Below are 16,500 nucleotides of genomic sequence, written 5' to 3'. Positions count from 1 at the left end.
AGCGCTGGGAAGAGGGTGCGCAAGGGTTAGTTAGTACGGACCTGACGTCATTCCGTCGGACGCTGAGTCAGATGTGTGAACGCGTCCAGATTCCGCGTCGACTCGCCGCGCGAGACGCGCCACTCGTACTCCTTGCGGATCGCGGACGCGAAGCCCAGCTCGAGGAGGGTGTTGAAGGCGCCGTCCGCAGCCTCCAGGACCTGGCCGAGGAGGCGGTCGATCTCGTCGGGGGTGACGGCGGCCAGCGGCAGTTTGGCGGCGACGTAGATGTCGCCGAGCTGGTCGACGGCGTAACTCACGCCGTAGAGCTTGAGGTTGCGCTCCAGGAGCCAGCGGTGGACGCCCGGCTCGTTCTCGTCGGGGTGGCGGATGACGAAGGCGTTGAGCGACAGGGAGTGGCGGCCGACGATCAGGGAGACGGTCGTCGAGAGCTTGCGGGTGCCGGGGAGCTTGACGACGTAGGTGCCGGGGGTGGGGGACTCCCACTCCAGGTCCGCGTCCTTCAGGGCTGCCTCTACGACCTGCGATGCCTTCTGTACGTCAGCCATGGTGGGAGCGTACGCGACGCCGATAGGCCTGGGTCGCGGCCGTGTAGACGTCCGCCGTGGCGGCCGCCGAGGTGTCCCAGCCGAAGGACTGGGCGTGCCGGGCGGCGGCCTCGCCCATCCGCGGGGACAGGTGCGGGTCGTCCGCGAAGGCGCGCAGCACGCGCGCGTAGTCGGCCGGATTGTGGCCCTGGACCAGGAAGCCGGTACGGCCGTCCCGGACCGCCACCGGCAGGCCGCCCACCGCGGCCGCCAGCACGGGTGTGCCGGCCGCCTGTGCCTCGATGGCCACCAGGCCGAACGATTCGCTGTACGACGGCATGACCAGCAGCGATGCCGCCCGGAACCAGTCCGCGAGCTGCTCCTGGCCGACGGGCGGGCGGAACCGTACGACGTCCGCGATGCCCAGGCGTGCGGCCAGCTTCTGCAGTCCCTCGGGCTTGGCGAGACCGCTGCCGCTGGGGCCGCCGACGATCGGGACATGGATGCGGGAGCGCAGCTCGGGGTGCTCGTCCAGGAGCACGGCGACCGCGCGGAGCAGGATGTCCGGGGCCTTCAGGGGCTGGATGCGGCCTGCGAAGAGCGGGATCAGGGCGTCCTGCGGGAGGCCCAGGCGGGCACGGGCGGCCGCTCGGCCGTCTGCGGGCGAGAAGCGGGTGAGGTTCACGCCGGGGTGCACCACGGCGACCTTGCCGGGGTCGGCGGCGTAGTGCCGTACGAGTTCGTCGGCCTCCTCGGCCGTGTTGGCGATCAGGCGGTCGGCGGCCGTGACGATCTGGGTCTCGCCGATGACGCGGGCGGCGGGCTCGGGGGTGTCGCCGTCGGCCAGGTTGGCGTTCTTGACCTTGGCCATGGTGTGCATGGCGTGCACCAGGGGGGCGCCCCAGCGCTGGGCGGCGAGCCAGCCGACGTGGCCGGAGAGCCAGTAGTGGGAGTGGACCAGGTCGTAATAGCCGGGGCGGTGGCCGGCCCAGGCCTGCATCACGCCGTGCGTGAAGGCGCACAGCTGGGCGGGGAGGTCCTCCTTGTTGAGTCCCTCGTAGGGGCCCGCGTCGATGTGGCGGACCAGGACGCCGGGAGCCAGGTCGACGGTGGGCGGGAGGCCCGTGGCCGTCGTACGCGTGAAGATCTCCACCTCGATGTTGATCGCGGCGAGGCGCTGCGCGAGCTCGACGATGTAGACGTTCATACCGCCGGCGTCGCCGGTGCCGGGCTGGTGGAGCGGGGAGGTGTGCACGGAGAGCATGGCGACGCGGCGGGGGCGGCGGTGGAGCCTGAGTCGCGAGGGGGCCGCCGGGGAGCGGTGCCTGAGCCTGCTGACGTACTGGCTCACGTGGCGTTCCTCCTTGGCTGCGGGCATGCCTGGTGGAGGGTGCGAGCGCCCTCCAAGGCGGTGCAACACCGGAGGGAGGGGTTCCCATTCCGGGTGGGGCGGTTTTTGCCGAGGCATTACCGGGGGTCGCTCAACTGTTCGGGGCTTGGGTGCGTGGGGGGGTGGGGCGAGGGGCGGGGGTGGCTGGTGCGGATGCCTGCGGCGGCCTGTGGCGGATGGGTGGGGGTGCGCGTTGCGCCCGGCGTTTCGTCGTGGGTCGGGGCCGCGCCGGGGGGGTGTCCGTCCTCGGTCGGGCGGTTGCCGTGGCTCGAGAGGGGCCGTTTCTTGACGCCCGCCGCTGCGGGCGGACACCCCCTGGCACGGCCCCTGCTCGCCGTTGCGCCAGTGCGGGTGGCGTTCCGCCCGATGTCGGCCACTTACCCTCGTATGCATGACATCCCGCGCCTCCGCCCGCCCTGTGGGCACTGTTACGCGCGGGACCACGAATCCGAATCGGCTGCGCCGTATGGATCGCTGGATCGCCGTCACGCATGGCGCGGAGCTGCGGCGGGCCGGCGATGCCGTCGCGGTCGACCTCGGGTACGGCGCCGCTCCCTGGACGGCCGTGGAACTGCTCGGCCGGTTGCGTTCCGTCGCGCCACGCGCGCGTGTGGTCGGCGTGGAGATCGAGCCGGCGCGGGTTGCGGCCGCGAAGCCGTATGAGCGGGAGGGGCTTGTCTTCCGGCACGGCGGGTTCGAGATCCCGGTCGCGCAGCGGCCTGTGCTCGTGCGTGCCGCCAATGTGCTGCGGCAGTACGAGGAGGATCAGGTCGCCGGGGTCTGGGAGCGGCTGTGTGCGCGGCTTGCGCCGGCCGATCCGGTGACGGGGGCGCGTGGCGGGCTGCTCGTCGAGGGGACCTGCGACGAGATCGGGCGCCGGCATGTGTGGGTCGCGCTCGGGCCGGAGGGGCCGCGCACGGTGACCTTCGCCGCCCGGCTGGGCTCGCTGGAGCGGCCGTCGGACCTCGCCGAGCGCCTGCCGAAGGCACTGATCCACCGCAACGTCCCCGGCGAACCGGTCCACGCCTTCCTGCGCGATTTCGACCGCGCCTGGGCGGCCGCAGCGCCCTACGCGTCGTACGGGGCACGCCAGCGATGGATCCGGGCGGTGCGGGACCTCACGGCTGATTGGCCGGTGACGGACGGGCCGGTGCGGTGGCGGCAGGGTGAAGTGACGCTGCGGTGGGAGGCGTTGGCGCCGGCGGCCTGATTGGGGGCTTGCGAGCGCGTGCGTCGAGACGATCCGACTCTCCATGTCCGCGGGCCTGCCTGTCTGCCCGCAGTCGCCTCACCCCGCCGGCTGTCTTCACGGCCGACTCCGCGGGCCGACCTCGCGGGACGGTCCCCTATCGCTGCGATTCGGGGCGCCACGGCCTGGCCGCCTGACGCTGAGGTCGGCCGGCCGGCCCCAATTCCTCTGCTGGCTCATCGCCCGACCCTGAGGGCTGACACCGGGGTACGGTCCTGCCACCCGACCTCATCGCCGCGACTCCGTGCGCCCGTCCCCGACGCGCCCCCAACTCCCCCGCCTGACCCGCCACCCCGCAGGGAACGATCTCCGGGAGTCGTTCGTCACAAAGGCGGGTGATCGGTGTGACGAGGAGGGAACGGGGGGAAGCAGACCTCTGTCACTTTGCGCGTCGTCGTGGCACGATCCCCCGGACGTTCTATGTTACTGACGGGACATCAGTTTGGGGGAAGTGGTATGGGTTCGGGCAAGCGCGGCCTGATCGCGGCGGCTGTGACCGTCGTCTGTGCGGTCACCGTACTCGCGGCACCAGGCACGGCCTTCGCGGCACCCTCCCCCACGCCCAGCGCGTCCCCCTCCTCGTCGGCGCCGGCCACCGTGTCGAACAAGGACCTTGAGGCCGTGCGCAAGAAGCTGGAGAAGCTCTACCACGACGCGGCCGTCGCCACCGACAAGTACAACGCCGCCGAGGAGGCGGCCGAGAAGCAGTCCGCCGAGATCGTCTCCCTGGCCAAGGAGATCGTCAAAGGTCAGGAGAAGCTCGCCGAGCTGAAAAAGCGCGCGGGCGCCGCGGCCGCCGCCCAGTACCGCTCCGGCGGGCTGCCCGACGAGGCGCACTTGATGCTCAGCGACGACCCGCAGGCGTTCCTCGACGGCACCGGCCGAGTGCTGCAGGGCCAGCGCGCGACCAAGGGGCTGCTCGCGGAAATGACCCGCACCCAGCAGGACTTGGAGCAGTACGCCGAGGACGCCTCCGCCCAGTGGCAGAAGCTCGAGGCGGGCCGCAAGGCCAAGGCCGCCGCCAAGAAGAAGATCAAGAAGCAGATCGCGGCGGCCGAAGAGCTCGAATCCCAGCTGGAGGAGGAGGAAAAGGAGCGCCTCGCCGAGCTGGAGGAGCAGGCCGCATACAAGGCGCAGACCGCCTGGCTGGACTCCGGCATCCTCAAGGACATCAAGGGCAAGGCCTCCAAGAAGGGCCGGGAGGCCCTCGAGTACGCCACGGCCCAGCTCGGCAAACCGTACGAATGGGGCGCCGAGGGGCCCAAGACGTACGACTGTTCAGGCCTGACCTCACAGGCCTGGGCGAGCGCCGGGCGCGGGATTCCGCGGACCTCGCAGGAGCAGTGGAAGCAGCTGAAGCGCATCGACATCGAGGACATGCGCCCGGGCGACCTCATCATCTACAACGCCGACGCCAGCCACGTGGCCATCTACGTCGGCGACGGCGCGATCGTCCACGCCCCGCGCCCCGGGCGGACGGTGACGGTCGCGGGGGCCGGCACCATGCCGATCCTCGGGGTGGTTCGACCCGATGCGTAGGCATTGGGGCGACTTGTGATGTCCGGGTCGTGACGGTGGGCCTCGCGGGGGATATGAGTGCTTATGGCAGGCCGTTCAGGGGAATTGTGACCGGCGACTCGTGACCCCCACCACGTGACCCACCCCACGACACGTCGGCGCCAAACCGTGCACCGACGTGACCTTCGTCATCCCTGCCCCTGAGCCACCCTGTCCAACTGCGGTACGGAAAGCGGCATATGACAGTGGCCAGCTTCCATACGGGGTGCTCTACACCATTCCGCTGCGGCGCCGACAACCGCTATGGTCCCCGTCGGTGGATCGAGGACCCTCGTTCCCACCATGCCCTCGGGGGGAGGGAAGGAACTCAAGACGATGCCCGTACCCATACCGCGGCAGAGAGCGATCCCGGCCGTGGAAAGTGGTCAGGCGCCGGCCGCATCCCCAGGCGGCTCCTCCATGGAAGAGGCTCCGCGTAAGGAACCAAAGGTCGAGAACAACACCCACACCAATCTGACGCTGCTGCTGATCGAGGACGATCCCGGCGGCTCGACGGTCGTGCCCGAGATGCTCGACGCGGCCGGCAAGCCGATCCGCGTGCGCACCGCCCGCAACCTCACCGAGGCCGGACGGCTGCTCACCGACGACGTCCACTGCATCCTGCTGGACCTCGCGCTGCCCGCGCCCGGCTCAGCCGGCGACGCGGACGAGCTGGGTGTGCTCAAGCACGTACTGGAGCTCGCGCCCCGGCACGCCGTCCTCGCGCTCACCGCGTCCGGTGACGCCGAGCGCGGCGCGGAGGCCGTGCGCGTGGGTGCGCAGGACTACCTCTTCCGGGACGAGCTGGACGGGCGGCTGCTGAGCCGGGCGATCCGGTACGCCGTGGAGAGGAAACGTTCCGACACGGCCGAGCGACGGCTGGCCGAAGGCCGTCTGCGGGCCCAGGAGAACCGCCGCCTGGAGCGCGGTCTGCTGCCGACGCCGCTGCTGGAGGGCTCCTCGCTGCGGTTCGCCGCGCGCTACCGTCCGGGGCGCTCCCGTGCCCTGCTCGGCGGTGACTTCTACGACGTCGTGCGCACCGCGGACGGCACGGTGCACGCCATGATCGGCGACGTCTGCGGCCATGGGCCCGACGAAGCCGCGCTCGGTGTGGAGCTGCGGATCGCCTGGCGGGCGCTGACGCTGGCGGGGCTGTGCGGCGACGAGCTGCTGGGCACGCTGCAGCAGGTCCTCGAGCACGAGCGGGCCGACGACGAGATCTTCGCGACGCTGTGCACGGTGGACATCGCGCCGGACGGTCGGCGTGCCGGGCTGTGCCTGGCGGGTCACCCGTCTCCCCTGCTCGCCCGGCCGGGGCGGGCCGCGCGGCTGCTGCCGTACGACAACAACGGGCCCGCGCTCGGGCTGCTGCCCGGGGCCCGGTGGCCTCGGATGCAGGTGGAGCTGGGAGCGGAGTGGAGCCTGATGCTCTACACCGACGGCCTCATCGAAGGTCGCATCGGCGAGGGCCGTGAGCGGCTGGGGCAGGACGGGATGGTGGAGATGGTGCGGCGGCAGCTCGCGGAGGGGTTGCGCGGGGAGGCGCTGCTGCGGGCCGCCGTCAATGAGGTTCGGAACCTCAATGGGGGCGAGCTGGCCGACGACGTGGCTGTGCTGCTGCTGGACCGCACGACGTGAGCGGGGCGGGTGCGCCGCGGATGCCGCGAGAGCGGGGCGCGCCCTCCGGGACTCGGTGGTCCGCCGACTGCTGATGCGTTGCGGCTGGTCGTGTCCACGCGGCGGAGCCGCACATCGATACAGCCCCGCGCCCCTTACGGGGCGCCGCCACTCGGGGTGCTGATCAGCGGCCGCCGTTCCACGGGCCGTACGGGCCGTCGCTGCTGGAGCCCTTTCTGCTGCGCCCGCCGCCCGGCAGGCCCTTGATCGCGGGGCGTACATCCACCATGTACACGATCGTCGCGATGAGGCCGATGATCGGCAGGAACGACAGGATGTTGAAGATCAGGTTCACCACGAAGGCGAGCCCGAGGATGAGCAGCCAGAACGGCTTGGTCTTCTTGTCGGCCGCGCGGTAGGCGTCCTCACGGCGCGTGGCCGCATCGATCAGTGCGAAGCCGCTGAAAAGGATCAGGGCCACACTCAGCAGCCACATGAACCCCGCAAAGCCCTGCATCAGCACAACGTCCACCACCCGACTCGGCTCATACCTACGCGCTCACCGTACCCGCAACCGCAAGCCGGCTACCCGAACAACGGGCCGAGCACTTCGTAAGTGCCCGACCCGTGTTCTACGGCCCCTTTTCACCCGTCCGTGTTACTTGGCGGGCGGCGTCGTCTTCTTGGCGGCGGGCTTGCGTGCCGGAGCCTTCTTGGCCGGGGCCTTCTTCTCCGGGGCGGCCTCGGCGGCGGGCTGGGGCACGACCGGCTTGGCCTCGGCGGGCTTGGCCTCGGCCTTGACCTCGACCGGCTCGGCCTTCGGCTCGACGGCGATCGCGAACTCCTCGATCTCCTCCGCGGCCTCGCCACGCCAGGTCTTCACCGCCTGCTCGCCGTGCTCGGCGACCTTCTCGTAGGTCTCACGGGCCTTCACGGCGTACTCGGCGGCGACACCGATGGTGCGCAGCGCGAAGTCCTGGGCGCTCTCGCCGAACTTCTTGAGATCGGCGTCGAGGCTGGTGCCGAGCTTCTTGACGTCCGCGTCCAGGTTGCTGCCGAACTTCTTGAAGTCGGCGTCCAGGCTGGTGACGAACTCGTTGACCTTGGTCTGGAAGCTCTCCTGCGCCTCCTTGGCCTTGGCACCGGCCTCCTTGGCACGTGCGGTGGCCTTGTCCTGGACGGCCTTCGGGTCGGTGTTGCGAACGGCCTCGAACCTGGCCGGCGCCTGGGAGCGCAGCTGCTCCACCAGGCTGGGCACCTTCCGGGCCTGCTGGAGGGCCAGGTCGGCGGTGCCGGCGGCGAAGTAGAGCGGGGTCGGGTCGCTGAGGGTCTTACGCAGGTCGTCGGTGATGGCCATGGTGGGTGGTCCTCCCGGGTTGCTTTCAGGTGAGGGTTTCGGGTCCCGCGGTCGGCCTGCCGGTGTGCGTGGTCAGCCGGCCGACTGCCGGGGGTCGTTCGGGTTCTCCGGGTCGGCGTCACTGCCGTCGGACGTATGGGTCGTGCGGGTACGGCGCGCGGCGGACTTACGGCCGCCCGCCTTGGCATCGCTGCCGTTCGTGCGGGTCTTACGGCTGCGGCGCACGGCGGCGTCGCTGCCCTGAGCGGCCGCCGCGTCGTCGCTGTTCTTGTCGCCGTCGCCGTGCTCGGAGTCCACCGCACCGTGGTCCGTCGAGACGGCCTCGACCAGGTCGACCTTTTCAACCGCCTCGGCGGCCTCATGTGCCTCGTCGGCCTCGCCCGCCTCGGGGGCTATCCCGAACCCGTTCTCCTTGCGGAAGGATTCGTAGATCTGGAGCAGCACCTGCTTCTGCCGCTCGTTCAGCGTGGGATCGGCGATGATGACGGCGCGCGTCTCCACCTCGTCCCGGTCCCGCTCGGCGTCGAGGATGCCGGCCCGCACATACAGCGTCTCGGCGGAGATCCGCAGGGCCTTGGCGACCTGCTGCAGCACCTCCGCGCTCGGCTTGCGCAGCCCGCGCTCGATCTGGCTCAGGTACGGATTGGACACCCCGGCGGCATCGGCGAGTTGCCGCAACGACAGCTGCGCGTTGCGCCGCTGGTCGCGCAGGTACTCACCGAGATTGCCGACGTTGAGCGATGCCATGCCTCCACCTTGCCCCACCCTCGCTAACTATTGCAAGCACCTGCTTGCAAAAGTGCGCCACGCCACGTGACGGCCACTCAGATGGATCACACCGTCGATGTTCGGCCCGCTGGCCGGGGCACGGCACGTTCACGGCATCCTCGCGCCCCGTCCTGGCTGAAAACGACAGGGCACACCTGCGGGCACGCGGAATCATGAAGCATGCGACCGGATGGCTGGCACCTCACCGAAAACGTCGACGACTTCCTCGCCCGGGCCGGAGGCTTCCTGCGCTCGCGGCCCGGCCCGCACGTCATGCAGTTGACGTGGGCCGAGCGAGTGCGGACGCGTGGGGCGGACGCCTTCGGCACCGCGGCCCCGGTCTTCGGCACGCTGGAGCAGGCGGGCGAGGTCCGCGCGACCCTCTACCATCTCCCACCCCGCGCGATGGGCCTCTCCCCGCTCTCGCCCGAGCAGGCCGACGCCCTCGCCGCCCGCCTGGCCGCCCTCGGACACTCCCTGCCCTCCGTCAACGCGGACCACGGCACCGCCACCGCCTTCGCCGAGGCCTGGCAGCGGCACACCGGGGCGACGGCGAAGCTCCGCGACACGCGGTTGCGTCTGTACCGCCTCGGTACGCTCACGCCACCGGAGCCGATGCCGACGGGCCGAGGTCGCGTCCTGGGCGAGCAGGACCTGGAACAAGTCATGTTCTGGTGCGGCGAGTTCGCCGAGGCCGTCGGGGAAGTCGTCTCCATCGACGCCGACTCCTGGGCGGGCACGCGCTTCGCCGACAAGCGCTACACGCTCTGGGAGACCCCGGACGGCACTCCCGTCTCCATCGCCGGCATGAACCCGTTGATCGGCGGCCAGATCCAGGTGGACATCGTCTACACCCCGGCCGACCTGCGCGGTCACGGCTACGCGGGCGCCGTGACGGCCGAGGTGAGCCGGGCCGCGCTGACCGCGGGCGCGCGGGACGTCGTCCTGTTCGCGGACCTGTCCAACCTCACGAGCAACGCCCTGTACCAGCGCCTCGGCTACCGCACGCTCGCCGATTGGAGCGCGTACGACTTCTCATGACGGGGTGCGAAGCGTGCGTACCTGCGGTGACAGCAGGGCGGCCGTGGTGGCCAGGACGATCAGGGCCGCGCAGCCCGCCAGGGCTCTGTCGGTGCCGACGGCGGCGGCGACGGGGCCGGCGACCAGCAGGCCGAGCGGGGCGAAGGCCAGGGAGCCGAACCAGTCGTAGGAACTGACCCGGGACAGGGCCCGCTCCGGGATCTCCCGCTGGATGGTGGTGGCCCACAGCACGCCGAAGACGTCGCTCGCGATCCCGGCGCCGAACATGGCCGTGGCGATCAGCCACACCGGGGCTCCGGCGCTGAGCAGGGCGATCGGCAGGGCGGCCGGAAATGTGCACAGCACGCCCACCAGAATCGGACGCTTCACCCGCACGCGGGCCGCGAGTCCCGCGCCGGCGATGGTGCCCACGGCCTGCGCCCCCACGATCAGCGACCACGCCCGCGACCCGCCGAGGTGCTGCTCGGCCGTCAGAGGACCGAGCACCCCGACGTTGGCGTTGAGCGCGGCGACGACGAGGGCGTACTGGGAGGCGACGACCCACAGCCACTGCCGGGAGGCGAACTCCTGCCACCCCTCGCGCAGGTCGGCCCAGCCCGACGCCCTCTTGCGCGGCCGTACGGCCACCCGCAGCGGGGCGATCAGCGCGGCACTGACGACGAAGGACGCCGCGTTGAGCGCGAGTGCCCAGCCGGCGCCCACCAGCGCCACGGTCACCCCGGACAGCGCCAGGCCCAGCAGGAGGGCACTGTTGGTGCCCATCCGCAGCAGCCCGTTGGCCCGTTGCAGGCGATCCGCGGGCACGATCAGCGGTACGAGGCCGTCCATCGCCGGGGCGAACAGGGCTGTCGCCGTGCCGGCCGCCACCGCGAGCAGGCACATCGCCACCAGCGGTGCGTGCCCGGTCAGCACCATGGCGGCCAGCCCCGCGTAGGCCCCCGCCCCCAGTACGTCGGCCAGCACCATCAGCCCCGACCGCGACATACGGTCCGCGATCACCCCGCCGGCCAGGACGAACACCAGCTGCGGCAGCGCCTGGCAGGCCACCACCAGGGACAACCGCCCCGCGCCGGCGCCCGGCAGCGCAAGCACCGCGAACGCCAGCGCCACCCGCGCGAAACCGTTGCCCAGCACGGAAACGACCCGTGCGCAGGCGAGCCGGACGAACTGGGGGTCGCGCCACAGGGGCGCCCGGGTCGAAGTCACCGTCACGGCCCGGCACCCTACGGCGGCCGACGCCGACGCCCGTCCCGAACCGGCCACGGAGGTGAACACCGGCCCCGGTCGACCTCCGTGTCACAGAACGGGCGGCCGGTTCGTCCAAGGTTTCGTAGACGTATTCCGGAATCGGGACGGTGAGTGTCATGCGGGTGTTCGTGGCAGGTGGGACCGGGGTCATCGGACGGCGGCTGGTGCCGCTGCTCGTGCAGCGGGGGCATCACGTGACGGCCACGACGACGAGCGCGGCCAAGCTCGGTCTGCTGAAGGAGCTGGGCGCGGACGGGGTCGTGATGGACGGGCTCGATGCCGTGTCGGTCCGTGAGGCGGTGGCGACGGCGCGGCCGGACGTGATCGTGCACCAGATGACGGCCATCTCCATGCCGCACTCCGGCAAGCCGGACATCAAGCACTTCGACCGCTGGTTCGCCACCACCAACCGGCTGCGCACCGAGGGAACGGACCACCTGCTGGCCGCCGCCGAGGCGACCGGCGTCCCCCACTTCGTCGCGCAGAGCGCCGCCATCTGGAACGGCATCCGTGAGGGCGGCTGGGTGAAGACCGAGGAGGACCCGCTGCCGGTGGAGACGGGCAGGCTGCACGCGCTGGCGGAGGGCATCCGCCACATCCAGGACGTCGTCCTCAAGGCCGACGGGACGGTCCTGCGCTACGGCGGGTTCTACGGTCCGGGCGCCACCGACGACCAGGTCGAACTCGTACGCAAGCGGCAGTTCCCGCTCGTCGGGGGCGGCACCGGCTACTGCTCCTGGGTGCATCTCGACGACGCGGCGAGCGCCACCGTGCTGGCCGTGGAGAAGCAGGCGCGGGGCGTGTTCAACATCGTCGACGACGAACCGGCGCCGGCCAGTGAGTGGCTGCCGTACCTGGCCGACTGCGCGGGTGCGAAGCCGCCGCTGCGGGTGCCGAAGTGGCTGGCTCGGCTGCTGGCCGGCGAGGTGGCGGTGCTGATGATGACCGAGGGGCGCGGGTTCTCCAACGCCAAGGCCAGGCGGGAGCTCGGCTGGGAGCCGCGCTACCCCTCGTGGCGCCAGGGGTTCCGGGAGGAGCTGGCGCGGTCGTAGCCGCAGACGCCGGTACGCACTTTTTTGTGCGTACTTGGCAGCGCTCCGCCGCCGTCCGACTCTGGAGGCAGGTGATCGACTTCCCCCCGTTCCTCTTCCTCAAGGGAGCTCCATCGTGGATACGTCCATGCCCGCATCGTCCGCCGTCACCGTGCTCGGCCTGGGGCCGATGGGACGGGCGCTGGCCGGCGCCTTCCTGGCCGCCGGTCTGCGGACCACCGTGTGGAACCGCACGCCGGGCAGGGACGGGGAGCTGCTCGGCCGTGGGGCGGTCGGGGCGCGGTCGGCGGCGGAGGCGGTCGGTGCGAGCGAGCTGGTCGTCGTCTGCGTGGTGAACTACGACGCCGCCGACGCCGTGCTGCGACAGGACGCCGTGACCGGCGCACTCAAGGGCCGTACGGTCGTCAACCTGACCGCGGACACCCCGGCCCGCGCCCGGGACTCGGCCGCGTGGGCGGCCGCGCACGGCATCCGCTATCTGGACGGCGCGATCATGACGCCGACCACGACCATCGGGACGTCCGACGCGGTGTTCCTGCACAGCGGCCCCGAGGACCTCTACCGCGAGCACCGGCCCGTCCTGGACGTGCTCGGCGGCACCCACACCCACCTGGGCGAGGACATCGGCCGCGCCGCCGCCTTCGACATCGCCCTGCTCGACATCTTCTGGACGGCCGCGTCGGGCTACGCGCACGCCCTGGCCGTGGCGCGGGCCGAGGGCATCACCGCACGAGAACTGGCCCCCTTCGCACAAGGCATCGGCGCGATCCTGCCACCCATGTTCGAGGAGCTCGCGGGCGACGTCGACGACGGCACCTACTCCGGCGAAGGCAACCCGATCACGTCGGCCGCCTCCTCCATGGCCCACATCGTCGAGACCTCCGAGTCGCACGGCATCGACGCGGGCGTCATGCGCGCGGCCGAGGGTCAGGCCCGCCGGGTCATCGGGCTCGGGCACGGCGCGGACGGCTTCATCCGGGTCGCCGAGCTGCTGGGGCGCCGCTCCCAGGCGGGATGACCCACTCCTCCAGTAGGCCGAGGTCCCGTTCGGTGAGCCCGTGGCGGTGGTCGACGTGGTGCAGGAGGGCGGGCGCGGCATGGTGGGCGGCCACCCAGGCCCGGTCGGCGTCGGTGATCTCGTCGTCGACCCAGAGGAAGGGGCGGCCGGCGGCCCAGGCCACCAGGGGCCGCGTCTTCCAGTGCAGGCGGCCACGGGGCCGGCCGAGGCCGGCCCCGGAGCCGGGCTCGTCGGCCTCGTCCGGCCAGTCCATCACCGGCAGCGGGGGCAGGCCCAGCCACGGGGCGACGCAGGTGTTCGCGTCGTCCAGCCAGGTCGTGGCCCACACCAGCTCGCAGCCGAGGCCCGCGAGCCGTGTCAGCCGGGCCCCGAGTGCCGGGTCGATACGGGCGAGGAGGGGGTGGTCGGCGCTCTGTGGCAGGGCGCGGGCCGGCTCGTACAGCCGGTACGGCCCTTCAGCCCCGAAGGGGATCAGCGTCCCGTCGACGTCCAGGAAGAGAAGCATCAGAAAAAGGATCTACCCCGGCCGGGGTGCTGCGCTACTGTCGGCGGTATGACTGCCGGGTCGGCCTTGTGCCGTGATCGAGTTGGGTGTTGCCCGGCCTCTGAGTGAGGCTGCGGCGGCGGGCCAGGAGCCCGCCACTTTCTCTTCGCCTTCCCTCCGCACGCAATCCAGCGACGGAATCCAGCGACAGAGAAAGAGAGAGAATGCCCAACGACTTCAATCAGCAGGTCATCGACGAGTTCCGGGCCAACAAGGGCCGCGTCGGCGGCTACTTCGAGGGCGCCCGACTGATCCTCCTCACCACCACCGGCGCCCGCACCGGCCGCCCGCACACCACCCCCGTCGGCTACCTCCCCGACGGCGCCGACCGCATCCTGGTCATCGCCTCGGCGGCCGGCGCCCCCAGCCACCCGGCGTGGTTCCACAATCTCCTCGCGAACCCTCAAGTCACCATCGAGAGCGGCGCGTTCACGTACGAGGCGCGGGCTGCCGTACTCGACGGCGAGGAGCGTGACCGGGCCTTCGCGCGGGCCGTGGAGGCGGATCCGGGCTGGGCGGAGTACCAGGACAAGACGCGGCGGGTGATCCCGGTGGTCGCCCTGCACGAGATCGCCCAGGACGGCCCTCCGAACATCAACGCCTCGTCCATGGGCGAGGCCATCAAGGTCGTCCACGACGCCTTCCGCCGCGAACTCGCCCTGATCCGCGAGGAGATGGCCAAGGGCGGCGCCACTCTGGGCGCCCAGCTCCGCGTCAACTGCCTGACCTTCTGCGCCGGACTGCACAACCACCACACCGGCGAGGACGTCGCCCTGTTCCCGTTCCTGGCCGACCGGCACCCCGAGTTCGCCCCCGTCCTGGCCCGTCTCGGTGAGGAGCACGAGCGCATCGCCGCCCTCGTCGAGGACCTGCGCCTCGCCGTGACCGCCGACCACCCGGACCCGGCCACCGCCCGCGACGAGGTGGAGCGTCTGACGGCGGAGCTGGAGGCGCATCTGGCGTACGAGGAGGAGCAGTTGATTCCGGTGCTGGACGCCGCGTAGGGAAGCACGGGAGGCCGTCCGCACGCCACCGCCCGCAGAGCTCTCCGGGCCTTCAGAGCTCTGAGGCCTCTCAGGTCTCTCAGGTCGCTCAGAACGGCAACGGCCTCCCGTGCACCACCTCCAACCCCGCCACCGCCCGCGTCACCACCACATACAGCCGCTGCAACCCCCGCTCCTCCGCCGCCACGATCGCCGCCGGCTCCACGGCGACGACATGGTCGTACTCCAGCCCCTTCACCACGCTCGCCGGTACGACGGTCACCCGCGCGCCCAGCTCGTCCGCACCCCCCGCCTCGATCCCGGCCGCCACCAGTGCCTCCCGCACCCGGTCCGCGTCCGCGTCGGCCGCGACGACCCCGACGGAGCCCTCCCGGCCCAGCGCATCCCGCACGGCCCCCACGACCGCCCCCGGCAGATCGCCCTCGGCCTCCCGGAACCGCAGCTCCCCGTCCCCCCGCAGCGAGCGAGCCGCCGGCACCTCCACGTCCAGCCGCTCCAGCAGCCGGTTGGCCAGCGCCAGTACCGCGCCGGGCACCCGGAACCCCGTCGTGAGCGGGACGACCACCGCGTCCGGCTTCCCCAGCTGCCCCAGCACGCTCTCCCACGACCGCGCCGCCCACGGCGTCGTCCCCTGCGCCAGGTCCCCGAGCACGGTCACCGACCCGAAGACCGCCCGCCGCGCGATCGCCCGGCACTCCATCGGTGACAGATCCTGCGCCTCGTCCACGACGACATGGCCGTACCCCTTCGGATGCTCGACGAGCCCCGCCACCTCGTCCAGGAGCACGAGGTCGGCGGCCGACCAGCGCGCCGACTTCCACGATCGCGGCGGCTTCGCCCACAGCACGGCCTTCTGCTCGTCCGCGTCCAGCAGCCCGTCGGCGGCGTCCCCCAACGCCCCCGGGTCGCCGAGCAGTTGAGTCACGACCTCCTCGGGCCGCACCCGCGGCCATACGGCATCGACGTAAGCCCCGACCGCACGCGCCCGCGAGATCCGCTGCACCCATGCGTTGCTCCGCGGCCCGGCCCGCCGCTCGGCCTGCGCCTGGATGCGTCGCACCACCCGCGTACGCACCCGCTCCCGACCGACGCCGTACGGCGGCGCCTCGGCCCGCACCCCCGCGACGATCCGCAGCAGTTCCTCCTCCGGAACCCGCCACCGATACGAACCGTCGGTCAGCACGAGGGCGTCGACGCGGGGCGGTCCGCCCACTCGCGCGTACAGCGCCCGCCGCAGCACCTCCGCCATCCGGGCGTCGTGCTTGAGACCGGCGGCCCTCTCGTCATCCACCCCGGTGACCGGATGCCGTGCGATCTCGTCCCGCAGCGTGGACTGCCGTACCCCGGTCTCGCCGAGGGCGGGCAGCACCTCGGAGATGTACGACAGGAAGGTCGGGTTGGGCCCGAGGATCAGCAGGCCGCCGCGCCGGATGCGCTGCGGGTGGGTGTAGAGCAGATACGCGGCGCGGTGCAGGCCGACGGCGGTCTTGCCGGTGCCGGGAGCGCCCTGCACACACACGGAGACGGCGAGGTCACCTCGTACGAGATCGTCCTGCTCGGGCTGGATGGTGGCCGCGATGTCCCGCATGGGCCCGACGCGGGGCCGTTCGATCTCCCGGGCGACGATGTCGCTGACGCGCGACTCGCCCCGGTCGAGGTGCTCGTCCTCGAGGCCGGTGAGGTCGGCGGAGTCGCCGCGGCTGCCGGGTGCCCAGCCGAACCGGCGCCGTACGTTGACGCCCTGCGGGTCGCGCGGGCCGGCCTGGTAGAAGGCGCGGGAGACGGGAGCCCGCCAGTCGACGACGAGGGGCGGGGCGGCGACATCCTCGCTGATCCGCATCCGCCCGATGTGCAGCGCCTGCCGATCGGCGTCCAACCGCCCGAAGAACAAGGGCCCTACGGGCAGCTCCCGCATCGCCTTCGCCCGGCTGCGCAGCCGGTATCCGAGCACCTCGGCGTCGGCACCGGAGGCGGAGACGTCCTCGGCGGTGACGACGTGCTCCTGGGCGCCGTCGACCATGGCGGCGAGGGCGGTTCGGCAGCGGTCGTGGTGGGCGCGTTCGCGGGCGAGCTCGTGTTGCAGTGACGTCATTCCAAGAAGCGTACCGAAATAACGTGACCGAGTTAA

Annotated in this window: 15 protein-coding genes; 7 read left to right on the top strand and 8 right to left on the bottom strand. The window is 71.8% G+C overall.

Features of this window, described 5'->3' with window-relative positions; genetic code table 11:
* Positions 1–47: 47 nt before the first annotated feature.
* Both ACWGDB_RS35175 and mshA read right to left on the bottom strand, forming a co-directional pair.
* Complete coding sequence (locus ACWGDB_RS35175; protein WP_453826173.1) at positions 48–548, bottom strand: YbjN domain-containing protein; 501 nt, start codon at positions 546–548, stop codon at positions 48–50.
* Entirely contained in the window at positions 541–1,878 is a 1,338-nt protein-coding gene (mshA, locus tag ACWGDB_RS35170) for a D-inositol-3-phosphate glycosyltransferase (RefSeq protein ID WP_453826187.1), read from the bottom strand. Before mshA ends, ACWGDB_RS35175 begins: the two co-directional genes overlap by 8 nt.
* A 430-nt stretch (positions 1,879–2,308) precedes the next feature.
* Here mshA and ACWGDB_RS35165 point away from each other — a divergent pair, with 430 nt between their 5' ends.
* From ACWGDB_RS35165 to ACWGDB_RS35155, 3 genes are all read left to right on the top strand, one after another.
* Positions 2,309–3,127, top strand: coding sequence for a class I SAM-dependent methyltransferase (locus ACWGDB_RS35165; RefSeq protein WP_453826172.1), 819 nt, complete (start codon positions 2,309–2,311; stop codon positions 3,125–3,127).
* Positions 3,128–3,622: 495 nt separating this feature from the next.
* Entirely contained in the window at positions 3,623–4,705 is a 1,083-nt protein-coding gene (locus tag ACWGDB_RS35160; protein WP_453826171.1) for an NlpC/P60 family protein, read from the top strand.
* 354 nt (positions 4,706–5,059) lie between these two features.
* Entirely contained in the window at positions 5,060–6,361 is a 1,302-nt protein-coding gene (locus ACWGDB_RS35155) for a PP2C family protein-serine/threonine phosphatase (protein ID WP_453826170.1), read from the top strand.
* Positions 6,362–6,524: 163 nt separating this feature from the next.
* On the opposite strand, the gene ACWGDB_RS35150 is transcribed toward ACWGDB_RS35155, so the two are convergent.
* From ACWGDB_RS35150 to ACWGDB_RS35140, 3 genes are all read right to left on the bottom strand, one after another.
* A complete protein-coding gene (locus tag ACWGDB_RS35150; protein WP_383607266.1) occupies positions 6,525–6,857 on the bottom strand; it encodes a DUF2516 family protein in 333 nt (110 codons plus the stop codon).
* Positions 6,858–6,998: 141 nt separating this feature from the next.
* Entirely contained in the window at positions 6,999–7,697 is a 699-nt protein-coding gene (locus tag ACWGDB_RS35145) for a hypothetical protein (RefSeq protein WP_427843814.1), read from the bottom strand.
* A gap of 72 nt (positions 7,698–7,769) precedes the next feature.
* Positions 7,770–8,444, bottom strand: coding sequence for a helix-turn-helix domain-containing protein (locus ACWGDB_RS35140; protein ID WP_453826169.1), 675 nt, complete (start codon positions 8,442–8,444; stop codon positions 7,770–7,772).
* Positions 8,445–8,645: 201 nt separating this feature from the next.
* On the opposite strand from ACWGDB_RS35140, the gene ACWGDB_RS35135 reads away from it, so the two are divergent.
* Positions 8,646–9,506 (top strand): GNAT family N-acetyltransferase, encoded by an 861-nt coding sequence (locus ACWGDB_RS35135; RefSeq protein WP_453826168.1) that lies wholly within the window; start codon positions 8,646–8,648, stop codon positions 9,504–9,506.
* Here the strand turns inward: ACWGDB_RS35135 and ACWGDB_RS35130 are convergent.
* Positions 9,501–10,718, bottom strand: coding sequence for an MFS transporter (locus tag ACWGDB_RS35130; protein WP_453826167.1), 1,218 nt, complete (start codon positions 10,716–10,718; stop codon positions 9,501–9,503). The two genes, ACWGDB_RS35135 and ACWGDB_RS35130, sit on opposite strands and share 6 nt — an antisense overlap.
* Before the next feature lie 152 nt (positions 10,719–10,870).
* Between ACWGDB_RS35130 and ACWGDB_RS35125 the strand changes: the two genes are divergently transcribed.
* Together ACWGDB_RS35125 and ACWGDB_RS35120 are read left to right on the top strand one after the other, a co-directional pair.
* On the top strand, positions 10,871–11,806 hold the full coding sequence (locus tag ACWGDB_RS35125; RefSeq protein ID WP_453826166.1) for an NAD-dependent epimerase/dehydratase family protein: 936 nt from the start codon (positions 10,871–10,873) through the stop codon (positions 11,804–11,806).
* 127 nt (positions 11,807–11,933) lie between these two features.
* Positions 11,934–12,824: an NAD(P)-dependent oxidoreductase gene (locus ACWGDB_RS35120; protein ID WP_453826165.1), complete on the top strand. Its 891-nt coding sequence runs from the start codon at positions 11,934–11,936 to the stop codon at positions 12,822–12,824.
* On the opposite strand, the gene ACWGDB_RS35115 is transcribed toward ACWGDB_RS35120, so the two are convergent.
* Complete coding sequence (locus ACWGDB_RS35115; protein WP_453826164.1) at positions 12,778–13,329, bottom strand: HAD domain-containing protein; 552 nt, start codon at positions 13,327–13,329, stop codon at positions 12,778–12,780. The genes ACWGDB_RS35120 and ACWGDB_RS35115 overlap by 47 nt on opposite strands.
* A gap of 203 nt (positions 13,330–13,532) precedes the next feature.
* Between ACWGDB_RS35115 and ACWGDB_RS35110 the strand changes: the two genes are divergently transcribed.
* Entirely contained in the window at positions 13,533–14,372 is an 840-nt protein-coding gene (locus ACWGDB_RS35110) for a nitroreductase/quinone reductase family protein (RefSeq protein WP_453826163.1), read from the top strand.
* Between the two features lie 88 nt (positions 14,373–14,460).
* Here ACWGDB_RS35110 and ACWGDB_RS35105 read toward each other — a convergent pair whose 3' ends face one another.
* Positions 14,461–16,464 carry a HelD family protein gene (locus ACWGDB_RS35105; protein ID WP_453826162.1) on the bottom strand — a complete coding sequence of 668 codons (2,004 nt, stop codon included), beginning with the start codon at positions 16,462–16,464 and terminating at the stop codon, positions 14,461–14,463.
* Between the last annotated feature and the right edge of the window lie 36 nt (positions 16,465–16,500).

Source organism: Streptomyces sp. NPDC055013 (assembly GCF_053608645.1).
Note: the sequence above shows the minus strand (reverse complement) of the source record. Positions and strands in the feature narration are given on the sequence as shown.

Excerpts from the sequence above, each read along its gene's own strand:
- ACWGDB_RS35135 (WP_453826168.1), top strand. The coding sequence starts at position 8,646 with ATGCGACCGGATGGCTGGCACCTCACCGAAAACGTCGACGACTTCCTC.
- ACWGDB_RS35155 (WP_453826170.1), top strand. The coding sequence starts at position 5,060 with ATGCCCGTACCCATACCGCGGCAGAGAGCGATCCCGGCCGTGGAAAGT.
- ACWGDB_RS35160 (WP_453826171.1), top strand. The coding sequence starts at position 3,623 with ATGGGTTCGGGCAAGCGCGGCCTGATCGCGGCGGCTGTGACCGTCGTC.
- ACWGDB_RS35150 (WP_383607266.1), bottom strand. The coding sequence starts at position 6,857 with ATGCAGGGCTTTGCGGGGTTCATGTGGCTGCTGAGTGTGGCCCTGATC.
- ACWGDB_RS35120 (WP_453826165.1), top strand. The coding sequence starts at position 11,934 with ATGCCCGCATCGTCCGCCGTCACCGTGCTCGGCCTGGGGCCGATGGGA.
- ACWGDB_RS35115 (WP_453826164.1), bottom strand. The coding sequence starts at position 13,329 with ATGCTTCTCTTCCTGGACGTCGACGGGACGCTGATCCCCTTCGGGGCT.
- ACWGDB_RS35175 (WP_453826173.1), bottom strand. The coding sequence starts at position 548 with ATGGCTGACGTACAGAAGGCATCGCAGGTCGTAGAGGCAGCCCTGAAG.
- ACWGDB_RS35140 (WP_453826169.1), bottom strand. The coding sequence starts at position 8,444 with ATGGCATCGCTCAACGTCGGCAATCTCGGTGAGTACCTGCGCGACCAG.
- ACWGDB_RS35165 (WP_453826172.1), top strand. The coding sequence starts at position 2,309 with ATGACATCCCGCGCCTCCGCCCGCCCTGTGGGCACTGTTACGCGCGGG.
- ACWGDB_RS35105 (WP_453826162.1), bottom strand. The coding sequence starts at position 16,464 with ATGACGTCACTGCAACACGAGCTCGCCCGCGAACGCGCCCACCACGAC.
- ACWGDB_RS35125 (WP_453826166.1), top strand. The coding sequence starts at position 10,871 with ATGCGGGTGTTCGTGGCAGGTGGGACCGGGGTCATCGGACGGCGGCTG.
- ACWGDB_RS35110 (WP_453826163.1), top strand. The coding sequence starts at position 13,533 with ATGCCCAACGACTTCAATCAGCAGGTCATCGACGAGTTCCGGGCCAAC.
- ACWGDB_RS35145 (WP_427843814.1), bottom strand. The coding sequence starts at position 7,697 with ATGGCCATCACCGACGACCTGCGTAAGACCCTCAGCGACCCGACCCCG.